Source organism: Stenotrophomonas sp. GD03654, from assembly GCF_029845105.1.
Taxonomy (GTDB): domain Bacteria; phylum Pseudomonadota; class Gammaproteobacteria; order Xanthomonadales; family Xanthomonadaceae; genus Stenotrophomonas; species Stenotrophomonas africana.
Genome location: NZ_JAOCLC010000009.1, coordinates 14696 through 34252, shown reverse-complemented (window position 1 = coordinate 34252; position 19557 = coordinate 14696). Strand labels below are relative to the sequence as shown.

Annotated in this window: 18 protein-coding genes; 13 read left to right on the top strand and 5 right to left on the bottom strand. The window is 66.3% G+C overall.

What is annotated here, in order from left to right:
* Positions 1-15: 15 nt before the first annotated feature.
* The 6 genes from N5J73_RS05645 (at position 16) to N5J73_RS05620 (ending at position 5781) form a co-directional block, all read left to right on the top strand.
* The gene (locus N5J73_RS05645; protein WP_164078476.1) at positions 16-720 is read left to right on the top strand and encodes a C39 family peptidase; all 705 of its coding nucleotides are present in this window, start codon (positions 16-18) and stop codon (positions 718-720) included.
* Between the two features lie 12 nt (positions 721-732).
* Complete coding sequence (locus N5J73_RS05640; RefSeq protein WP_164078477.1) at positions 733-1482, top strand: hypothetical protein; 750 nt, start codon at positions 733-735, stop codon at positions 1480-1482.
* Positions 1483-1531: 49 nt separating this feature from the next.
* Entirely contained in the window at positions 1532-2872 is a 1341-nt protein-coding gene (locus N5J73_RS05635) for a transporter (RefSeq protein WP_164078478.1), read from the top strand.
* A 142-nt stretch (positions 2873-3014) separates the two neighbouring features.
* The gene (locus N5J73_RS05630) at positions 3015-4154 is read left to right on the top strand and encodes an SPFH domain-containing protein (RefSeq protein WP_164078479.1); all 1140 of its coding nucleotides are present in this window, start codon (positions 3015-3017) and stop codon (positions 4152-4154) included.
* A 20-nt stretch (positions 4155-4174) separates the two neighbouring features.
* A complete protein-coding gene (locus tag N5J73_RS05625) occupies positions 4175-5527 on the top strand; it encodes a TFIIB-type zinc ribbon-containing protein (protein ID WP_164078480.1) in 1353 nt (450 codons plus the stop codon).
* Positions 5524-5781 carry a hypothetical protein gene (locus N5J73_RS05620; protein WP_053463096.1) on the top strand — a complete coding sequence of 86 codons (258 nt, stop codon included), beginning with the start codon at positions 5524-5526 and terminating at the stop codon, positions 5779-5781. The genes N5J73_RS05625 and N5J73_RS05620 overlap by 4 nt, the downstream gene beginning before the upstream one ends.
* 100 nt (positions 5782-5881) lie before the next feature.
* Here N5J73_RS05620 and N5J73_RS05615 read toward each other — a convergent pair whose 3' ends face one another.
* A complete protein-coding gene (locus tag N5J73_RS05615; RefSeq protein WP_107379671.1) occupies positions 5882-6778 on the bottom strand; it encodes a tyrosine-protein phosphatase in 897 nt (298 codons plus the stop codon).
* A gap of 17 nt (positions 6779-6795) precedes the next feature.
* The gene (locus N5J73_RS05610) at positions 6796-9084 is read right to left on the bottom strand and encodes a TonB-dependent receptor (RefSeq protein WP_204315332.1); all 2289 of its coding nucleotides are present in this window, start codon (positions 9082-9084) and stop codon (positions 6796-6798) included.
* Positions 9085-9207: 123 nt separating this feature from the next.
* Here N5J73_RS05610 and N5J73_RS05605 point away from each other — a divergent pair, with 123 nt between their 5' ends.
* Entirely contained in the window at positions 9208-9852 is a 645-nt protein-coding gene (locus tag N5J73_RS05605) for a TetR/AcrR family transcriptional regulator (RefSeq protein WP_088479284.1), read from the top strand.
* A gap of 47 nt (positions 9853-9899) precedes the next feature.
* Here N5J73_RS05605 and N5J73_RS05600 read toward each other — a convergent pair whose 3' ends face one another.
* Entirely contained in the window at positions 9900-10205 is a 306-nt protein-coding gene (locus N5J73_RS05600) for a hypothetical protein (protein WP_141097636.1), read from the bottom strand.
* A 227-nt stretch (positions 10206-10432) separates the two neighbouring features.
* On the opposite strand from N5J73_RS05600, the gene N5J73_RS05595 reads away from it, so the two are divergent.
* The 5 genes from N5J73_RS05595 (at position 10433) to N5J73_RS05575 (ending at position 15366) form a co-directional block, all read left to right on the top strand.
* Complete coding sequence (locus N5J73_RS05595; RefSeq protein ID WP_164078482.1) at positions 10433-11392, top strand: cation diffusion facilitator family transporter; 960 nt, start codon at positions 10433-10435, stop codon at positions 11390-11392.
* Between the two features lie 72 nt (positions 11393-11464).
* Positions 11465-12100 carry a DNA-3-methyladenine glycosylase gene (locus N5J73_RS05590; RefSeq protein WP_099589562.1) on the top strand — a complete coding sequence of 212 codons (636 nt, stop codon included), beginning with the start codon at positions 11465-11467 and terminating at the stop codon, positions 12098-12100.
* Complete coding sequence (locus N5J73_RS05585) at positions 12100-12294, top strand: hypothetical protein (RefSeq protein ID WP_164078483.1); 195 nt, start codon at positions 12100-12102, stop codon at positions 12292-12294. Before N5J73_RS05590 ends, N5J73_RS05585 begins: the two co-directional genes overlap by 1 nt.
* Positions 12295-12414: 120 nt before the next feature.
* Positions 12415-14118, top strand: coding sequence for a PAS domain S-box protein (locus N5J73_RS05580; protein ID WP_164078484.1), 1704 nt, complete (start codon positions 12415-12417; stop codon positions 14116-14118).
* An 87-nt stretch (positions 14119-14205) separates the two neighbouring features.
* Positions 14206-15366 carry a M23 family metallopeptidase gene (locus N5J73_RS05575; protein ID WP_164078485.1) on the top strand — a complete coding sequence of 387 codons (1161 nt, stop codon included), beginning with the start codon at positions 14206-14208 and terminating at the stop codon, positions 15364-15366.
* A gap of 212 nt (positions 15367-15578) precedes the next feature.
* On the opposite strand, the gene N5J73_RS05570 is transcribed toward N5J73_RS05575, so the two are convergent.
* Positions 15579-17522 carry a MacB family efflux pump subunit gene (locus N5J73_RS05570; RefSeq protein WP_164078486.1) on the bottom strand — a complete coding sequence of 648 codons (1944 nt, stop codon included), beginning with the start codon at positions 17520-17522 and terminating at the stop codon, positions 15579-15581.
* Positions 17523-17524: 2 nt separating this feature from the next.
* Positions 17525-18706: an efflux RND transporter periplasmic adaptor subunit gene (locus N5J73_RS05565; RefSeq protein WP_164078487.1), complete on the bottom strand. Its 1182-nt coding sequence runs from the start codon at positions 18704-18706 to the stop codon at positions 17525-17527.
* Between the two features lie 257 nt (positions 18707-18963).
* Between N5J73_RS05565 and N5J73_RS05560 the strand changes: the two genes are divergently transcribed.
* Positions 18964-19509 carry a hypothetical protein gene (locus N5J73_RS05560; protein ID WP_241897812.1) on the top strand — a complete coding sequence of 182 codons (546 nt, stop codon included), beginning with the start codon at positions 18964-18966 and terminating at the stop codon, positions 19507-19509.
* Positions 19510-19557 lie beyond the last annotated feature (48 nt).

Genomic DNA, 19557 nt, shown 5'->3' with positions numbered 1-19557 from the left:
CTGCCGGAGAACGTGATGATCCGTTGCCGTCTTTCGATGTGCCTGCTGGCCTGCCTGTTGCTGCTGGCCGCTGTTTCCGCGTGGGCGGGCGACGTGCGCTTCAGTGGGGTACTGCCCAATGGTGCGCTGCTGCAGCAGAAGGTGGAGAGCATGCAGGAGCGGCGCTACCGCAGCGTGGTGCGCCAGCACACCGATTACAGCTGCGGGGCAGCCGCACTGGCGACCATCCTGCGCCATGCCTATCACCTGCAGACCGACGAAGCGACGGTGATCGAAGGAATGATGGGGGTCTCCGATCCAGCACTGGTGGCAGAGCGCGGCTTCTCCCTGCTCGACATCAAGCGCTACGTGGAATCGCTGGGCATGCGTGGCCGGGGCTACCGCATCGACGAGACACGACTGCGCACCCTGCGCGTGCCAGGACTGGTGCTGATGGATGTGCGCGGCTTCCGCCACTTCGTGGTGCTCAAGCAGGTCCGCCAGGGAGTCGTCGAGGTGGCCGATCCGATCCTGGGCAACCGCAGCCTGGCACTGCCCGAATTCTTGGCGGCCTGGCCATCACGTGCGGTCTTCGTGGTGATCGGCAGTGATTTCGATCGCAACACGGTCCTGCTGCAACCCAGCGAACGGCCCAGTGCCCGCGCGCTCTTCGCGCGGCAAGGGCCGATCACCGATGCCGAACTGGTCGACTTCGGCTTCAGCCACGCCGACCTGTTCTGAGGAGGTATAACCATGTTCCGCCAACACGTATGGATGGCTCTGCTGCTGATGGCCCCTGCCCTGCCCCTGCAGGCCGCCGACGGCAGGACCGGGCGTGGCCTCACGGAAATCCCCGATCCGGAGCTGAGCCTGATGCGGGGGCGCTACACCGTGGGCGGCAACAACGTCGCCTGGTTCGGGGTCACCATGGTGTCGCAGTGGCAGGCCAGCAACGGCACGACCCTGCAGGGCGGCCTGACCCTGGGCATGGACTTCCGTGGCGGTGGCGCGCCGAAACTCAGCTTCCAGCCCAGCGTGCATGTCACGGCAGCCGATGCGCCGCTGCCCGATACCCACGGACGCAGCATCGACAGCAGCGGCCTGGCCAACGCCAGCGGTCTGGTGCAGAGCGTGCAGGTGGCCGGCGATGGCAATCTCGCGCGCAACGTCACCACGCTGACGGTTCGCGAGGGTGGCGTGCCGGCGGCTCTTTCTGATGGCGCAGGCAGTGTCAGTGCGCAGCAGGGCGGCGCCAGCGCGACGGCGGTGCTGGAAGGCAACCAGGCACGCCTGCTGCTGCAGGTGGACGGCCAGGGACTGGTACAGCAGTGGATCCGCAATGGCAGCGTCGGCCAGGGCATCGCCCTCGCCGGTGACGGCCAGATCGCCAGCAACCAGCTGCGGCTGGAACTGGTGCGGGATACCGCGGGCGGCAACCTGCCGTTGAGCCAGAGCGTGGCCCAGGCGATTGCGATGAACCGCGGCATGGGGCCGGGCCGGTAGCACCACGGCACGGCGTTGGGGGAAGCGTTCCACAACGCAGGACACGGACATGCACACCTTGATGAGGATCACCCCGTTGGCGCTGGCGGCGCTGGCGGGCACCGCCCTTGCTGCACCGCCGACGCCTGACGACGGCCCCGACGTGCAGGCCCTGGCCAACCAGCTGGAACAGCTGAAGGCCAACTACGCGCAGGAAGTGCGGCGGTTGCGCGAGCTGGACATGCAGGTGCAGGCCATGCAGGCGCGGTTGAGCGGGCGTACGGGCGCCACTGGGCCGGCAACGGCGGCGGCAACCGGCACGGGCATGGGCATGGGCACGGGCACGGGCACGGGCACGGCAGTCGAGCATGGCTCGACTCTACAGACGTCGCGGGGCAGCGAAGGTTACGCCAGTACCGCTGCCGAGGCCCAGCAGGCCAGGCAGGAGTCGCGGCGCAGCGTGGACGACGTGAAGCAGCAGCAATCGGCCCTGTTCTCCCGTCGCTTCACCATCGAGAACAGCCTCACCTACGCCCGTTACGACCGCAAGCAGCTCACCCTCAACGGCTTCCTCGCGTTGGATGCCATCTTCCTCGGCAACATCGCCATCGAGAACGTGGAGTCCGACTCACTGACCTACAACGTGGCGGCCCGCTGGGGCGTCAGCCCGAACCTGACGCTCAATCTGGATGTGCCTTATCTGGCGCGGCGCACCGTGTACCAGAAAGGCGGCGCCGGCGGTGCAGCGGCCGCCATCGCGCAGGAGCAGACCAACGGCAACGGCTTGGGCGACATTGGTCTGAGCGCGAACTATCGGCTGTTCGGCGAACGCGGCTGGCGCCCGGAGACCGTGCTCACGGCCGGTGTCACCGCCCCCACCGGGCGCGCACCCTACGGCCTGGACTGGAAGGTGATCGAGCGCGATGACGATGACTACATCCGCTTCGCCGTGCCACGCGAGCAACCCACCGGCAATGGTGTATGGCAGGCCAACCTTGGCCTGTCGATGGTGAAGACCGCCGACCCGGCCATCCTGTTTGCCAACATCGGTTACGTGCACTCCATCCCGCGCGGCTTCAACGACATCGACAGCAATCCCGACACGGTCAATCCGGGCGACGTGAAGCTGGGCGGCTCGGTGTACTTCGGCGCAGGCGTGGCCTTTGCATTCAACGAGCGGACCAGCCTGAGCCTGTCCTTCAGTGACCGTATCAGCGCCCGCGCCTCCACCCGCTTCCAGGGCGGCAAATGGATGAAGGTGATCGGCAGTGACGCCAATGCGGCGTCACTGAACCTTGGCGTGACCTACGCGTTGAACCAGCACACCACGCTGGTGACGCTGCTGGGCATCGGGCTGACCCCGGACGCGCCGGACTTCACTCTCGCCTTCAAGATCCCGTACATGTTGTAGCGACAGCGCCCGGCCCGGCGCTGCGCAGGGCATGGGCACGGCGCGGATTCATCTTCCGGCACCACAGCAGTCCCTGCCCGCTGCTATATTCAGTCCAGCTCGGCAGGCATGGTGCCTGCCCTCGAATCACAGGGAGTTGGTCATGGGTCTGGTACAGGCGGTGAAGGGTGCGGTGGGCGGTGTGCTGGCCGACCAGTGGAAGGACTTCTACACCGTGCCGGCGGGCCTGCCGTCCACGGCCGCCCTCTTCGCGGCGGTGCCGCAGGGCACCAACGCCGGCCGCGGCTCCAACACCAGCGGCTCGTCCAACATCATCACCAACGGCTCGAAGATCATCGTGCCGGAGGGTTATGGCCTGCTGCTGTTGCAGGACGGCGCGATCACCGCATTCGTCGCCGAACCGGGTGGCTATGAATGGCGTTCGGACGATCTGAACTCGCAGTCGATCTTCGCCGGCGACGGCCTGGTCAGCACCTTCATCAAGCAGAGCTGGGAACGCTTCAAGTTCGGCGGCCAGCCGGGCTCGCAGCAGGCCGCGTATTTCGTCTCGCTGAAGGAACTGCCGGACAACCGCTTCGGCACCCAGTCGGAAATCTACTGGGACGATGGTTTCCTCAATACCCAGGTCGGCGCGGTCACCCGCGGCTCGTACACGCTGAAGATCGTCGACCCGATCCTGTTCGTGAAGAACTTCGTGCCGGCCAGCTATCTGCGGCCGGGCCAGGTGTTCGACTTCACGGATCTGGACAACGCCGCCGCCAGCCAGCTGTTCAATGAAGTGGTCGGCTCGCTGGCCCCGGCCTTCAGCCTGTATACCAACGATCCGGGCAAGGGCAACCGCATCACCAAGCTGCAGCAGGACGCGCTGGGCTTCGCGCAGAGCCTGTCGGCTGCCGTCGAGCAGGCTTACCAGTGGAAGTCCGACCGCGGCCTGGTCATTATCAAGACCGCCATCGTTTCGATCGAGTACGACGCCAACACCCGCGAACTGCTGAAGACCGTGCAGCGCGCCGACGCGCTGTCCGGTTCGCGCGGCAATTCCAACCTGCAGGCCAGCGTCGCCCAGGGCATCCAGTCGGCCGGCGAGAACGGCGGTGCGGCGGGTCTGGTCGGTGTCGGCATGGCCTCGGGCATGTTCGGTGTCGGCGGCATGCAGCAGCCGGCCACCCCGGCTGCCGACGATCCGGTCGCCAAGCTGAAGAAAGCCAAGGAAATGCTCGATCTGGGCTTGATCACCCAGAGCGATTACGACGCGCTCAAGGCCAAGGCACTGGGCCTGTAACAGCAGGACGCACACCCAACATGTCCGATCCCCGAAACGGCCCACCGCCGCTGCCCGGATCCGCGCCCGCGACGCCGCCGCCCTTGCCGGCGGCGTCGTTGGATGGGCCCGGTTCGCCGCAGGACGTCCCTCCCCTGCCCGGCAGCTTCCCGCTGGACACCTCGAAGCTGCCACAGGCCATCCGCGATGAAGTGGAAGCGCCCGATCCTGTGGCCATCGATACCTCGGCCAGCGAGCTGAAGGACGGCCTCAACCGCTGCCCGAAGTGCGGCGCCACTGACATCCGGCCCAAGGCCGGCACCGACATCCTCGTCTGCCTGTACTGCCGTCACGAATGGCATGGCGCACGCGTCGAGGAGGAATTCGGCTTGGGCGACGCCATCGACCAGCTGCGCGGTACGGTCATTGCCTCCGGTGCGCGTGACATCGATGCCGACACCTCGGCACTGATGACGTTCAAATGCACCGGTTGCGGCGCCGAAGTCACGGTCAATACCGAAAGTACGATGACGGCGCGCTGCCACTGGTGCCGCCACGTGTTTGGCGTCAACGAGCAGATCGCCAACGGCGCGGTGCCCGATGCGGTGCTGCCCTTCCACATCAAGAAGGACGATGCGGTCGCGCGCATCCGCCAGTTCGTCGACAAGCGCCGCATGTTCGCGCTGAAGGCGTTCAAGGACCAGTTCACCCCGGAAAACGTGGTGGGCGTGTTCCTGCCCTACATGATCGTCGACAGCAATGTCAGCGCGGCCGTGGCCGGCAAGGGCGAGATCAAGACGCGTGAGTACACGGTGGGCAGCGAGAAGAACAAGCGCACCCTGTATGACGCAGACGTCTACCAGGTCGAACGCCAGGTCGACTTCACCGTCGATGACCTGCCCCTGGAATCCTCAGCCGAGCGCGGGAATCTCGATACCCGCGCCAATACCAACAACATCATCAACACCATCCTGCCGTTCGACACCAAGAACGCCGTGAAGTGGAACGCCTCGTACCTGGCCGGCTTCACTTCGGAGAAGCGCAACCTGGATGTCGAAAAGCTGCGGCCGCGGCTGGAAGACCAGCTGCTGTCCATTGCCCGCGCACAGGTGGAAGGCTCGGTGAAGCGCTACAACCGTGGCGTGCGCTGGGAGCAGGAACAGCTGGAAGTGCACGGCACCCGCTGGGTGTCGATGTACCTGCCGGTGTGGTTGTATTCGTACCACCAGACCGGCAAGAACGGCGGCATGCTGCACTACATCGCGGTGAACGGCCGAACCGGCGAAACCATGGGCAGTGTGCCCGTGCAGCAATGGAAGATGCTGCTGGCGGCACTGGCCACCGGCACCGTCATTGAAGCCCTCGCAATTGCCTTCCTGGTGGCATCGACATGAGCGACGACAGTGGCCTCTGGCTGTTGGCGGCAGGACCAGCCGGCGCAACCGCGCTGTACTGGGCGCTGTACCGCTATTACCGCAACACCGACAAATCGCATTCCTTCGAGCACGAGACCGCCATCGAGGCCAAGCCGGTCACCGGCTCGGACCAGCAGGTGGGCCGGGTTACCGGCACCGAGGAGAAGCGCATCCGCGGTGACAACGTGTATGAGTACCGGAAACGGGTGGTCAGGGTGAAGCCCGACCAGTAGCGCCAGGCCACGCCTGGATGCGGGGAGCGCCGGCCGCCGGCCGGCATTCCCTCAGTCTCTGGACATCAAAGGGGAGCCGGCCAGCGGCCGGCACTACCTGTCAACCGGCCTGCCCCAGCCGCACCTTCAACTGCTGGATCTCCTGCTCGCTCACCCCGATCGACTTCAGGTAACCCTCGGCACCACCGTACTGGCTGTGCAGCGCGGCCAGGAACTGTTCCATGTTGTCCGGTGCGGTACCGGACATGCCAGCCATCTTGCGTGCGATCTCGGGGTTCTGCTTGATCAGCGCCATGATCTGCGCGTTCATCGCGCTGTCCTTCGGCTGCCCTTCCAGGTAGTGCGCGGAGATCGCGTAGTTGTGCACGATCTCGGCCTTCGGCACGCCCGCCAGGTCCAGCAACAGGCCGGCGATGATGCCGGTGCGGTCCTTGCCGGCCGTGCAATGGAACAGCACGGCACCGTCCTGCTGCGCGGCAATGCGCTGGAACACCTGCTTGAACTGCGGCTGGCTGTGGCCCAACCACTGCACATAGGCTTCGCCCAGCGAATCGGGGAAGCTGCTCATCATCTTCTGCAGGTCCATCTTCTCCGTGCCCATCAGCGAGATGCGCTGGTAAGCGAAGCGATCATCCCCGGCCAGCAGGTCCGGCGACTGCGCTTCTTCATCGGCGGTGCGCAGGTCGATGTCCAGCTTCACGCCGGCCGCGGCCAGGGCGTCGCGGTCAGCATCGGTCAAGCGACCGAGATCGGCCGTGCGCACGAACGCATCAGCCGGAATCGGGCCGTGGCGGCCTTGGAGGCCGGCGAACGTACGCACGTTCCAGGCGCCCTGCAGGGCGATCACACGCTGTGCATCGGCAGCGACGGGCTTCACATTGGCGGCGGCCGTCGCCTTCGTGGAAACGGCCTGCGGCGCATTGGCGGCAACAGCCGTCGCAGCCAGCGGCAGGCTCAGCATCAGGGCCAGGGCGAGTTCGGTATGGCGGGTCTTCATGGGGTTCTCCGTTCGAATCAGAAATTGACGGCCACGTCCAGGCCGAAAGTGCGCGGGTCGTTGAAGATGCCGCTCTGGCCCAGCGCCGCGCTGTTGATCTTGTAGAACAGGTGCTGCTCATCCAGCAGGTTGCGCGCCCACAGCGAGAACGACATCGTGGTGCCGGTGCTGTTGACTGGAACGTCCACCAGCGCCACCCGCGCGTTCACCACGAACGAGCTGTCGGTCAGCATCTGGTCGTACTCGCTGGTGTAGTAGCCATCAGACCAGTTGCCGTCCACATGGAACTTCAGTGCCGAGAAGTTGGCGAACGGCACCAGATAGTCGGCCGACAGGCTGCCCGCATTCTTCGGTGCCAGCAGCGGCTGCACGGTCACCTGCACGCCAGCGCCGAACGGGTCGGTTGCTGTCTGCGCATCGATCTTCGTGTAGGCGTAGTTGAGGCCGAGGGTGAGGTTGTCGACCGGCATCACGTTGAATTCCAGCTCCGCACCCCGGGACTTGCCATCGCTCAGTGCGTTGGTGGTGACCATGGTGGTGCGTGTTTCACCGCTGTTCGGGTCGAACGGCAGCGAGAAGTCCATCTGCTTGTGCGCGATGGTCGAATCGAACACGGCCAGGTTCAGGCGTGCACGGTTGTCCCAGAACTGCGATTTGAAGCCCAGCTCATAGGCCGTCACTTCCTCCGGACCGAAGGCCGCGTAATTGGTCGAACGTGAGTTGGCGCCACCCGCCTTGAAGCCGGTGCTGTACTTGGCATAGACCATGGCGTGTTCGCCAAGGTCGTAGGCAATGTTGACCATCGGGTCGAAGCGGCTCCAGCGGTCCTTGAACGCAAGGTTGGTGGCGGCACCGTTGACGATGTACAGGTTGCCCTTCTTGTCATCACGGGTGTAGCGACCGCCGGCCGTCAGGTGCAGGCGCTGCAGTGCTTCCGGTGTCCACGTGGCCTGGCCGAACACGCCCAGGCTGTCGGTCCACGCCTTGCTGGCACGGTCGATACGCACCCGGGAAAGATCCAGCGGATTGGTCGCGGGGTTCACCGTGTAGCTGTTGCCACCCGGCCCCCACACCAGCATGTTCGGGGTCTGTGCATTGTCGCCAGCGGTCTCGTGGTAGTAGAACGCACCGCCAAGGAACTGCACCTGCGAGGTGTTACCGATCAGCTGGAATTCCTGGCTGTACTGGTGCTGGTAGACCTGGGCCAGGCTGTAGCGGCCGAACGGCGTGCCGGCGCCACCATAGGCCGAGATCGCATCGACCAGGCCCATGTCGAACTGGCCCTGGGTCAGCTCGCGGTAGGAACTGATCGACTTCAGCTCAAGGTTGTCATTCAATGCCCACGACAGGTTCAACAGATGGCCGCTGGTGCGGCCGATATTGTCTTCCTGCGGCCCGCCCAGGATGGCGCTGTCGCGGCGGTCCTGGCTGGCACCTGCCTTCTGCAGCGGGCTGAGGTAGGCGCCCGGTACCAGGACCTGGGTGTGATACGGCGTGGTGGCATCGTAGGAGCGGTCGAAGGCGTACAGCAGCGAGAAGTCATCGCTCGGCTGCCACAGCGCGCTCAGGCGTGCGCCGCGCTTGTCGTAGCTGTTGAAGTCGCGCTCGCCGCGCATGGGATTGTCGGTGGTGCCGCCGCGTTTGGCCTGTACGGCGTCGATCTTGAAGCTGACATCGCCCACCTTGGGCAGGTCCAGGTGCAGCGCACTGTTGTACCCACTGAAGTTGGACACCCCGGCGCTGACGCTGCCGCCAAACTCGCCGGTCGGCGCCTTGGTCACGATGCTCACGGCGCCGCCTTCGGTATTGCGGCCGAACAGCGTGCCCTGCGGGCCCTTCAGCACTTCGATGCGCTCCACGTCGTAGAGCATGCTGCCCAGGCCCTGCGCGCGGCCCATGAACACGCCATCGACGTAGATGCCGACGCCGGCATCGCGCGCCGGCTGGTTGGCGTCGCCGGAGGCGCCGATGCCACGGATGCCGATATTCAGTGCGGAACTGCGGGTGGCGAACGGCGTGACCCGCAACGACGGGATGGAGCCATCGGACAGGCTGCCGAGCGAGATCGCGCTGCGATCCTTCAGCGCTTCGGCATCGACCACCGACACCGAGATCGGCGTCTCCTGCAGGTTGGTGGCGCGCTTCTGGGCGGTCACCATTACCTGGTCGAGGGCGACCACGGTACGTGCGGCATCGGCGGACGCGCTGGCGTCGGCGCTGGGGCTGTCTTCGGCATGGGCCAGCGCCGGCAGAGCGGCGGCGATGGCGAGGGTGAGCAGCGGGCGGTGCAGCATAGCGTGGCGCATCGGACTCATTCGCGGAAGGAGAAGGCCGGCGCAGTCTGGGAGGCGGGAATTACAAATGAATGACCGTTCATTCACACCTTTTGTGACGTACTATCCCGCCTCTGGACGCCCTGACCTCACGCAATGACGCCGAGATCCGCCGTAGCCCCGACCGCCGAAGATCCTGCTGCAGCCCATGCCGAGGCCCAGCGCCGGCGCATCCTCGACGCCGCCCAGAAGTGCTTCATCACTCGTGGATTTCACGCCGGGTCCATCGGCGATATCGCCGCCGAGGCCGAGATCAGCCAAGGCTTGATGTACCGCTATTTCGCCAACAAGCGCGCCCTGATCCTGGCGCTGATCGAGCGCCAGCTGCGTCACGACCAGGCCTCGATCAGCGAGATGCCGGCGGCCTCGGACCTGGTCGATGGCCTGCTCGCGTGCTATCAGCAATGGGCGCGCGGTGAAGTGCTGCCTATTCACGGCAATGCGATTGCAAGCGTTGCGCTGTACGCGGAAATCAATGCCGAAGCCCATCGCGATCCGGAGCTGGCCGGTGTGCTGCGTACCCATGACAAGCAGACCAGCGCCGCCATCCATGCCTGGCTGCGCCAGCGCGATGCCAGCCTTGGCCGGGTTCTGGACGAAGAGCAGATTGCCGGCCGCACCCTGCTGCTGCGGTTGCTGGTAGAAGGCCTGGCCATGCGCGCCGTGCGCGATCCCGACCTGCCACCGGAACGGGTACGCGCCCTGCTGGCCGATGCAATTGGGCGCGTGATGGCGGATTGAACGGTGGTGCCGCCCGCTGGCCGGCACCCTGGGCCGAAACGACTGTATCAGATGAAGAAGCGGGCCGGCAGAACCTTCTGTGCGGCCTTTACGCTCGCCTTGAAGTACCAGGACGCCAACGCAAGGAATCCCATGACGATCAGCAGCCCGTATCCCGGGCGTCCCCAGCTTGCGATCGGGGCTGCACCTGCCACTGCAACAAACGTGCGACCCGCAATGTACAGCAGGGTGCTGGAGATCGATGCGACGGTAGCGCAGAACGCCAGACTGATAAGGGCGTACCAGACGGGCACCTCTCCACCGTTCGAGCGGGGAGTAGGGTCAGGCATCGGCGAGGAAAGTTTGCGATTCATCGAAGTCTCTTCAGGTCATGGAAAAATAGTCGACGTCGCTTCGAACAGGATCGGCAACGACGACTGACCCAAGCGTAGGGCCTGGCGTCCGCAGTCCCGTCGTCTAACCGGCTTGATCGCAGCGGCAGTTGGGCCCCTGCCCGGCCCCGGCACATCGGACACCTGCACATCCCGGGGACATGCCCGTCCGGAAGATCAGGCATCCACCTGCCCTCCCCCTTGCCTTGATGTCTGCTCCCACCGGTTCCCGTCTGGTCATCTACGCCGCCCTCGCGGGCAACCTGGCCATCGCCATCGCCAAGTTCATCGCTGCCGGCATCTCCGGCAGCTCGGCCATGCTCAGTGAGGGCGTGCATTCGCTGGTCGACACATTGAATGAACTCCTGCTGCTGTACGGGCTGCGCCGTGCCGGCAAGGCGCCGGATTCCCTGCATCCATTTGGCTACGGCCGCGAGCTGTACTTCTGGAGCTTCATCGTCGCCCTGCTGGTGTTCGCCGCCGGCGCCGGTGTTTCGGCCTACGAAGGCATCCAGCACATCCGCCGGCCGGAACCGGCCACCAACCATGCGCTGAGCTACAGCGTGCTGGGCATCTCCAGCCTGTTCGAGGGCGCTTCCTGGTGGGTGGCGTTGCGGGAGTTCCGGCGTACCAAGGGCAAACTGGGCTACTTCGAGGCCTTCCGTCGCAGCAAGGATCCTTCCACCTTCACCGTACTGCTGGAAGACAGCGCTGCGTTGCTCGGGCTGGGCTTCGCGTTGATCGGCCTGGTGGCCGCGCAGGCGCTGGATATGCCGGTGCTTGATGGTGTGGCGTCGCTGTGCATCGCCGGCGTGCTGGCCGCAACCGCCTTCCTCCTGGCCCGTGAAACCAAGGGCCTGCTGGTTGGAGAGCCTGCTCACCCGGCGGTGGCCCAGCGGATCATGGCGGTGGCGGAAACTGATCCGGACCTGCGCCGCGCGAACGGCGTGACCACCATGCAGATGGGACCGGAACAGGTCGTGGCCATGCTCAGCGCCGAGTTCGAGGATGACCGGAAGACGCCCCAGATCGAGGCGTGCATCACCCGCATCGAAACGGCGGTGAAGCGCGAGTATCCGGAACTGGTGGCACTGTTCATCAAACCGCAGACACCCGAGGTCTATGCCGCCCGGCGCGCCGCGCTGGCTGCACCGCCCGCGCCGGAATGACGCTGCGTCTGCGCCCGTTTCACCAGCCCAATGCCACAGTGCCACCAACATTTGCCCGAGCCTGCCTCTACCGTGCCGGATTGGTTGCCCGCCGCTCTTCAGATCCTCCCCCGCAGCTTCTACCGGCGCCCGCCCGTCGAGGTTGCGCCCGAGCTGCTCAACAAACTGCTGGTCCGTGACGATGGCCGAACGGGTCGCATCGTTGAAGTCGAAGCGTACGCGGGCAGCGTCGATCCGGCGGCGCACTCCTATCGCGGGCAGACGCCGCGCACGGCCAGCATGTTCGGCGACGCCGGGCACCTGTATGTCTACTTCACTTACGGCATGCACTGGGGCAGTAACGTTGTCTGCGGCGAAGTGGGTGAAGGGGTGGCGGTGCTGCTGCGGGCCATCGAGCCGCTGGTGGGCCTGGAGCGCATGCGCGAACTGCGCCCCGCCGCGCGCCGCGACCACGATCTGGCCAGCGGCCCCGGCAAGTTGTCACAGGCCTTCGGGCTGGACCGCAGCTTCGACGGCGCCGATCTGGTGACCGGCAGCCACGGCATTGTCATCGCCAGCGACGGCGTGCAGCCCCCGGAGGATCCAGTGATCGGGCCCCGCATCGGCATCAGCCGCGCCATTGATTTCCCTTGGCGGTGGCACATCCGTGATCACCGTCACGTATCGATCCAGCCACGTCGCGCTTCCGCCCCTGCGAGGAAACGATGATGACCCCGCTCGACAAACCACTGCGCCGCGAAGTGCACATTGATGGCCGTCCCTATACCCTCACCGTGGACCCCGAAGGCCTCAAGCTGGTTGAGAAGGGGCGCCGCAAGGGCATCACCCTACGCTGGCAGGACCTGGTATCCGGAGACGCCGCGCTGGCCGCCGCCTTGCAGGCATCGCTCCAACAGCATTGATCCGGCGCGCCCGCCTCACATCGGCATCACCCCGCCGTGGCGATACATAACGGTGCGCGCACTAGCGTAGCGCCAGACAGCCGCCGCAACCGCCCTCGCCACCCAGCCCTGAAAAGCGCCATGGACGAAGCCGAACGACTGCTCGAAATCGAACGACTCCATCTGCTGGATACGCCCCCTGAGCCGGTGTTCGATGCCATCGTCGCCGCGGCCCGCGCCGCGACCGGACTGACCATGGGCCTGATCACCGTGGTGGCCGAAGACCGCCAATGGTTCAAGACCAACATCGGCCTGGAGGGCGTCAGCGAGACAGCCCGCGAGATCTCCTTCTGCACCCATGCCATACGCCAGGACGAGCTGTTCGAGATACCCGATGCGCGCCAGGACCCACGCTTTTCCACCAATCCGCTGGTCACCGGTGGGCCGCGCATCCGCCACTACGCCGGTATCCCTCTGGGTTCGGCCCATGGTGCACGCATTGGCACGCTGTGCCTGCTCGACCCGATGCCCGGTGTGCTGTCGCCCTCGCAGCGCGAACTGATGGTTCACTTGGCACGGGTCACCACCCAGGTGCTGGAACAGCGCAGCACCCTGATGGCGCAGGTTGCCCAGGCCAAAGCACTGCATCGCGAGTTGAAACGCAGCGAAGATTTTCTGGAGCGCACGAACCGCGCGGCGCGGGTGGGCGGCTGGGAGATGGACCTGCTCACCAACGAAGTGCGCTGGACCCGCGAAACCAAGCAACTGCACGGCGTGCGCAGCAACTTCGAGCCCACGTTGGAGACTGCACTCTCGTTCTATCGCGAGGACAGCCGCAACATCATCCGCGCCGCAGTGCAGCGCTGCATCGACGAAGGCAGGTCCTGGGAGGTGCAGCTGCCCATGACCACCGCCGACGAGCGCGCCATCTGGACCCGCGTGGTCGGTAGCCGGCAGCAGGTCGATGGCCGCCCGCGGCTGGTCGGGGCCATCCAGGACATCACCGAAGAGCGCGCCGCGCTGGATGCGCTGGAAGCCAGCGAGACGCGCTACCGCCGCCTGTTCCACTACAGCCTCGGCCTGATCTGCACGCACACGCTGGAAGGCGTTCTTACTTCGGTGAATCCTGCGGCCGTACAGTCATTGGGATACGATGAGGGCCAGATGATTGGGCGCAGCCTGTGTGACCTGATGCCGCCTGAGAAGCGCGAGGGTTTCAAGGCCTACCTCGCCCGGATCCAGGCCAACCACACCGATGCCGGCGTGATCGAACTGATCGCCGCCGATGGAGCGCGCCATTACTGGGCGTATCACAACGTGCTCGACAGCGAAGCCAACCCACCCTACGTGCTGGGGCATGCGCAGGACGTCACCGCGCTGCGGATGCAGGAACAGCAACTGCGCGAGATGTCCGTCAAGGATCCGCTTACCCAGAGCTACAACCGCCGCTTCCTGCCCCGCCTTGATGAACTGGCCGACCAGGCATGGGCCTGCCTGGTGTTCGATCTGGATCATTTCAAACAGGTCAACGACATCCAGGGCCATGCGCGGGGTGACGCCGTGCTGGTGGAATTCGCCGCCTTCCTGCGTTCGCCGCTGGGTACGGCGGAGAACGTGGTGCGCATGGGCGGTGACGAGTTCATGGTGGTGCTGACCGCCCCGCAACCGGGGCGGCTGGCCGCGCTGGAGCAGTGGTATACGCAGCACGCGGGGCAATCGCCCACGCCCTTCTCGATGGGGGCGACCCACCATGCAACGGGCGAGTCGGTGGCCGATACCCTGCAACGTGCCGACAGCCACCTGTATCGCGAGCGCGCCCGCGTGCGCAGGCACCCGCGGGCGTAGCCCTGATCAACCCCTGTCCGTATATCCCTGGCCGTCACACGGCGCTATGCTCGCCATCGGCCGCCCACGGCCGACTGGGGAACGCGCATGACCCGCAGCATCTGCCTCGCCCTGCTGCTGTTGCTGCTTCCTTCACTGGCGTTGCCGACGCCGACCCCTGCGCCGGTCGAAGCAAGGATACCTTTCGCACCGACTCTCTTTGTCGGCAGCGACGGCCTGCGCCATCTGGCCTACGAGCTGCACATCACCAACTACTACGGCGATACCGGTGCGCTGCAGCCGCAGTGGCTGCAGGTGCTGGGCGACGATGCCGGCACGCCGCTGCTGAGCCTGGACGCCTCTGCCCTGCGCCGCTGGGTGCGGCCGACGCCAGCGGAGGATGGCGTGGTCTCCATTGCGCCGGGCAAGCGTCTGGTGGTGTTCCTGTGGCTGTCACTGCCCGCCGCAGCCCACGTGCCGCATTCGCTCCGGCACCGCATGCTGCTGGAGACCGCGGACCACGGCAGAGTGGCGCTTGATGGCGCCCGCGTTGCGATCAACGCATCGCCAGCCATTGCGCTCGGTCCGCCCCTGCGAGGAGGCCGGTGGCTCGCCCACGAAGGACCCGGCGACGCGCAGTCACACCATTGGGGCAGCCTGGTAGCGGTGAATGGTGAGCTGACCATTCCGCAGCGCTTCGCACTCGATCTGGTCGGTGTCGACGAACACGGCCACGCACTGCGTTCGACCGCCAAGGATCTGCAGCACACGCGTCATTCGGACTGGATAGGATACGCAGCACCCGTACTGGCGGTCGCCGATGGCATCGTGCGCGCGGTGCGAGATGGGCAATCCGAGCATCCGCCCCTCATCCCACAGCCGGAGCCTGCCTCACTGACAGCAGACGGTCTGTTCGGGAACTACGTGGTCCTGGAAATCGCGCCGGGAGCCTTTGCCAGCTACGCCCATCTGCGCACCGGCAGCATCAGGGTGAAAGCCGGGCAACGTGTCCAGCGCGGACAGCCGCTGGCCGAACTTGGGCAGTCAGGCAACTCCGCCGCTCCGCATCTGCACTTCCAGCTTTCCAACAAGGCAAGCTTCGAAGGATCCGAAGGCATTCCCTATGTCTTCCAGGCCTTCGAGGATCTCGGCCCTGAAGGCGAAGCGCAGTTGTTCGGCCAGGGTGATGCCTGGAAGCCAGCCGTGGCCGCGCCACGGCAGAACCAGCTGCCGCTGAATGACATCGTCATCGCCTTTCCGCCGCACTGACACGCTCGCTCTGCCGCCGGGAATCCCGTGTAGAGCCGAAGGCCGCGGCAAGAGCCGTTGCCAACGTCGCGTGCGACGGCCCGAAGGGTGCCGGTCACGACGACCGGCATAGCCCAAGCTCGGCTCGCTGCACACAGCGCAGGGTGCCTTGCGGTCTGCACGGAGAGCAGCCGAGCGCGGGCTCGGCTCTACGGGTACCACGGCGGCCGACACTACTCCGCCGCCAATGCCTGGATAGGGTCCAGTTGTGCGGCATTGCGCGCCGGGAAGTAACCGAAACCGAGACCGATGGCAGACGAGCATGCCAGCGCGGCAAGTACCGGTCCAGGCGTGAACAGGAACGGCACCCCCAGCGACAGCAGGCTGGACAGGGCGCCCGCACCCAACGCGAACAACACGCCCAGCACGCCACCAAACAGGCAGATCAGCACCGCCTCGATCAGGAACTGGCGCAGGATGTCGCGCTGCCGCGCACCCACCGCCAGCCGCACGCCAATCTCGCGCACGCGCTCCTTTACCGACACCAGCATGATGTTCATCACGCCCACGCCACCGACCACCAGCGCCACCGCCGCGATCGCCGAAACCAGCGCCGCCATGGTCTGGCTGGATTTCATCACCGCCTTGCGGATCTGGTCCGAGTTGTAGATGAAGAAGTCGCGACGCCCGTGCAGCCGCTGCAGTTCCGCACCCAGCGAGACCTCCGCTGCACGGGTCGGAACGTCATCGCGCACACGCACGGTAATGCTCTCCAGCCGCTGGCTGCCAAGCAGGCGCGAGGCAGCCGAGGTGTAGGGAACGTAGACCGTCGGCGTGGCGCCACCGGCGAATGCATTGGGGCCGACCACGCCGATCACCTCGACCGGCATGCCGCCCAGCAGCACCGTGCTGCCGATGGGGTTGCCGGTGAACAACGCCTTCGCGGCCTTCTGGTCGACCACGCCCACCGCCCGATGCGCCTCCACCTCGGCGTCGGTGAGGAACCGGCCGGCCCTCAGGCGCAGCCCGCGCACGCGCGGCAGATCAGCACCGGCACCCAGCACCTGCGTGTTGGCGCGCCGGCCGCCCTGCAGTGCTGTCACCGAACCGCTCAGGTTGGGGCTGACACTGTCCACGTAACTCAGGGCGGCCAGGTGATCGGCATCGCCCACCACCAGCGTTTCGATCTCCGCCGCTCGCGGGTCACCAAAATCAGCGCCCGGGAAGATCTCCAGCGTGCTCGCGCCCAGCTCGTTGATCTGTGACTCGACCTGCGCCTGTGCGCCCTTGCCCAGGGCCACGACGGTCACCACCGCGGCCACGCCGATGATGATGCCGAGCATGGTCAGCAGGGTGCGCAGGCGATGGGCCAGCATCGAGCGCACGGCCATCCGCGTCGCCTCGCGCATGGCATCGATGCGCGCGCGCCGCTCGGTAGCCACCGTGGGTGTGCGCCCCGGCGCGTCCGCACGCTGCCGCACTGAAGGGCCTCGTCCCTGGCGATCCGCCACCACGCATCCATCGGCGATCTCGATCACACGTGACGCGTGGGCGGCAATCGCAGCGTCATGGGTCACCAGAATCACGGTATGGCCCTGCCCGTGCAGGCGCTTCAGCTCGGCCATCACCTGCTGGCCACTGGCCTGGTCCAGCGCACCGGTCGGCTCGTCGGCCAGCACGATCGCGCCGCCGTTCATCAGCGAGCGTGCGATGGAGACGCGCTGCTGTTGGCCACCGGACAACTGGCTGGGCCGGTTCGTGGTGCGCTCGCCCAGGCCGAGTGTTTCCAGCAGCAGGCGTGCACGCGCCGTACGTGCATCGGCGTCCACCCCGGCATAGACGGCGGGCAAGGCCACGTTCTCGGTGGCACTGAGGTTCTCCATCAGGTTGTAGCGCTGGAAGATGAAGCCGAAGTGCTCGCGCCGCAGCCGTGCCAGCTGGTCAGGCGACATCTGCTCGGTCGCTGCCCCATCCACGCGGTAGCTGCCTTCGGTCGGCCGGTCCAGGCAGCCCAGAATGTTCATCAAGGTGGACTTGCCCGAACCGGACGGGCCGATGATGGCGATGAACTCGCCCGCCAGGATGCGCAGCGACACGTCTTTCAACACCGCCACCTCGCCGGCGGCCGAGCGATAGGCGCGCGATACGCCATGCAGTTCAAGCAGCGCGTCGGCCATGCTCACATCCCCAGCAGGCTGGTGGGCTCGGCTTCCGCGCCACTGGGCGCCTGCCCGACCACCACGTTCTCACCTGCCTTGAGCCCGGACAGGATCTGCACCGCAGTAGCGGTGCGCAGGCCGGTCGTCACCGCGCGCTCGCGGGCACGGCCCTTGGCATCGATCACCTGCACGGTCGCGCGGTTGCCCGCCCTGTCATCGCTCTCGGACACTGCCGTCAACGGCACCTGCAGCGCGTTGGCGGCGCGCGCCAGCTGGATCGTCACCTTCACCGTCATCGACGGCTTCAGTTTCAGGCCCGGATTGGGTACGTCAAACAGCCCGGCGTAGTACACCGCCTTCGGCGTCTGCGCCGATCCACCGGTGTTGCCGGTGGCCACGTCGGCAATCGACGACGGCGCGGGTTCAAGCTGCTGCAGATGCGATTCGTAGCGGCGTCCGCCCGGTCCCAGCGTGGAGAACCACAGGGGTTGGCCAGGCGCGATCAACTCCACGTCGGCCTCCGCGATCTCGGTGCGAACCGTCATCGTGTCCATCTGTGCCAGCATCACGATGGTCGGCGTGGTCTGCATCGAGTTCAGCGTCTGCCCGGCCTTGGTGACGATAGCCACGATGTAGCCGTCGGAAGGCGAGACGATGCGGGTGTAGCCCAGGTTGATCCGCGCCGTTTCCACCTGGGTCACCGCCTGGTCGATCTGGGCCTGGAGCGCTGCGACGTCAGAGCGCGCCGCTTCGCGCGCCACCCGCGCGGACTCGAAACCTTCCTGCGAGACCAGCCGCGACGCCACCAGCTGCGACTGGCGCTCATGCACGCGGATGGCCTGGGCGTAGCGCGCCTGGCTGGCCGCATGCTGGGCACGCAGCGTGTTGGCAGCCGCTTCGGCGCTGCGCAGGGCGATGCGCTGCGGCTGCGAATCCACTTCGGCAATCAGGTCGCCAGCGTGCACACGCTGGCCCAGCACCACGTGCAGGCGCGTGACCTGGCCCGACACCTGCGCGCCCACCGCCACCAGTTCCTTGGGGTTGACCCGGCCAACGGCCTGCACGGTCTTTTCCAGGTCCGCAACCCTTGCCGGCGCAGTGATCAGCGCGGCATCATCGCCGCCTGTGAATGCCCACCAGCCGGCGGTGCCTGCAACGGCAGCTACGGCCGCGGCAATGATCCAGGTCCTGCGGTTGTTCATTGAAACGCCCGGCTTCGGGCGGCCACCCAGTGCGACCGCTGAGGCCGCAGTCTGCGAGCCCGGAGTGGACGTTTCTTGGAGCCACTGTGGAGACTGCATGGAGACGTGGCCGCCGTTCAGGCGCGCCACCGCCGGCTGAATCGGGCTCCCCGCGTCCACGCAATCTCGACACAATCTCGACCGAGTCTCCATCAATGGAGGCTAGCCTCGGCGCCCTTGTCGACTGCCTGCGCGCCGTGACCCGACCTTATCCAGATATGCCCTCGATCGACGTGCGTCGCGCCTATCTGGCCTGCTGCGCGCCTTCGCCGTGGCTGCTCGTGCTGGTGCTGGCCTCAACCGGCGTCTGCACGCTGGCCAGCCAGCACGCGCTGCCGTCCGTGCTGGCAGGCTTCGGCGCCGCCGCACTGGTGTGGTTCCACAGCGATGGCCCCGGCCGATTGAACCACCTCGGGTCGCCCGCTGCGTTGGCCCTGATCGGCCTGGCGGCATGGTGGGCGACCCACCCGGCAAGCGGTACTGCGCTGCATCTGCTGATCATCGCTGCCGCCGTACTGGTCATCGCCCTGGCGGCCCTCCGTCTGCGCACCGTCCTGCACATGGCAATGCGCCTGCAGGCGCGGGTGGATGCAACCACGATGGCGGCGCGCTGGATCAAGCTGCCCGCCGCCGTATCCGCACTTGCTGTACAGCAGCTGCTCAGCAAGGACCCGATGCAACCGTCATTGCATCGCACCCTGGTGCTGGCAACGCTGGCGTGGGCCGCCAATGAGGAAGCACAGGCCATGGAGCGCCGACGATGACGCTGCCCCTGCCGACGCATCTGCCCACTCTCTTTCCGAATCCGCAGC

Coding starts and splice junctions, on each gene's coding strand:
- N5J73_RS05645 (WP_164078476.1), top strand. CDS start 16: ATGATCCGTTGCCGTCTTTCGATGTGCCTGCTGGCCTGCCTGTTGCTG.
- N5J73_RS05640 (WP_164078477.1), top strand. CDS start 733: ATGTTCCGCCAACACGTATGGATGGCTCTGCTGCTGATGGCCCCTGCC.
- N5J73_RS05635 (WP_164078478.1), top strand. CDS start 1,532: ATGCACACCTTGATGAGGATCACCCCGTTGGCGCTGGCGGCGCTGGCG.
- N5J73_RS05630 (WP_164078479.1), top strand. CDS start 3,015: ATGGGTCTGGTACAGGCGGTGAAGGGTGCGGTGGGCGGTGTGCTGGCC.
- N5J73_RS05625 (WP_164078480.1), top strand. CDS start 4,175: ATGTCCGATCCCCGAAACGGCCCACCGCCGCTGCCCGGATCCGCGCCC.
- N5J73_RS05620 (WP_053463096.1), top strand. CDS start 5,524: ATGAGCGACGACAGTGGCCTCTGGCTGTTGGCGGCAGGACCAGCCGGC.
- N5J73_RS05615 (WP_107379671.1), bottom strand. CDS start 6,778: ATGAAGACCCGCCATACCGAACTCGCCCTGGCCCTGATGCTGAGCCTG.
- N5J73_RS05610 (WP_204315332.1), bottom strand. CDS start 9,084: ATGCGCCACGCTATGCTGCACCGCCCGCTGCTCACCCTCGCCATCGCC.
- N5J73_RS05605 (WP_088479284.1), top strand. CDS start 9,208: ATGACGCCGAGATCCGCCGTAGCCCCGACCGCCGAAGATCCTGCTGCA.
- N5J73_RS05600 (WP_141097636.1), bottom strand. CDS start 10,205: ATGAATCGCAAACTTTCCTCGCCGATGCCTGACCCTACTCCCCGCTCG.
- N5J73_RS05595 (WP_164078482.1), top strand. CDS start 10,433: ATGTCTGCTCCCACCGGTTCCCGTCTGGTCATCTACGCCGCCCTCGCG.
- N5J73_RS05585 (WP_164078483.1), top strand. CDS start 12,100: ATGACCCCGCTCGACAAACCACTGCGCCGCGAAGTGCACATTGATGGC.
- N5J73_RS05580 (WP_164078484.1), top strand. CDS start 12,415: ATGGACGAAGCCGAACGACTGCTCGAAATCGAACGACTCCATCTGCTG.
- N5J73_RS05575 (WP_164078485.1), top strand. CDS start 14,206: ATGACCCGCAGCATCTGCCTCGCCCTGCTGCTGTTGCTGCTTCCTTCA.
- N5J73_RS05570 (WP_164078486.1), bottom strand. CDS start 17,522: ATGGCCGACGCGCTGCTTGAACTGCATGGCGTATCGCGCGCCTATCGC.
- N5J73_RS05565 (WP_164078487.1), bottom strand. CDS start 18,706: ATGAACAACCGCAGGACCTGGATCATTGCCGCGGCCGTAGCTGCCGTT.
- N5J73_RS05560 (WP_241897812.1), top strand. CDS start 18,964: ATGCCCTCGATCGACGTGCGTCGCGCCTATCTGGCCTGCTGCGCGCCT.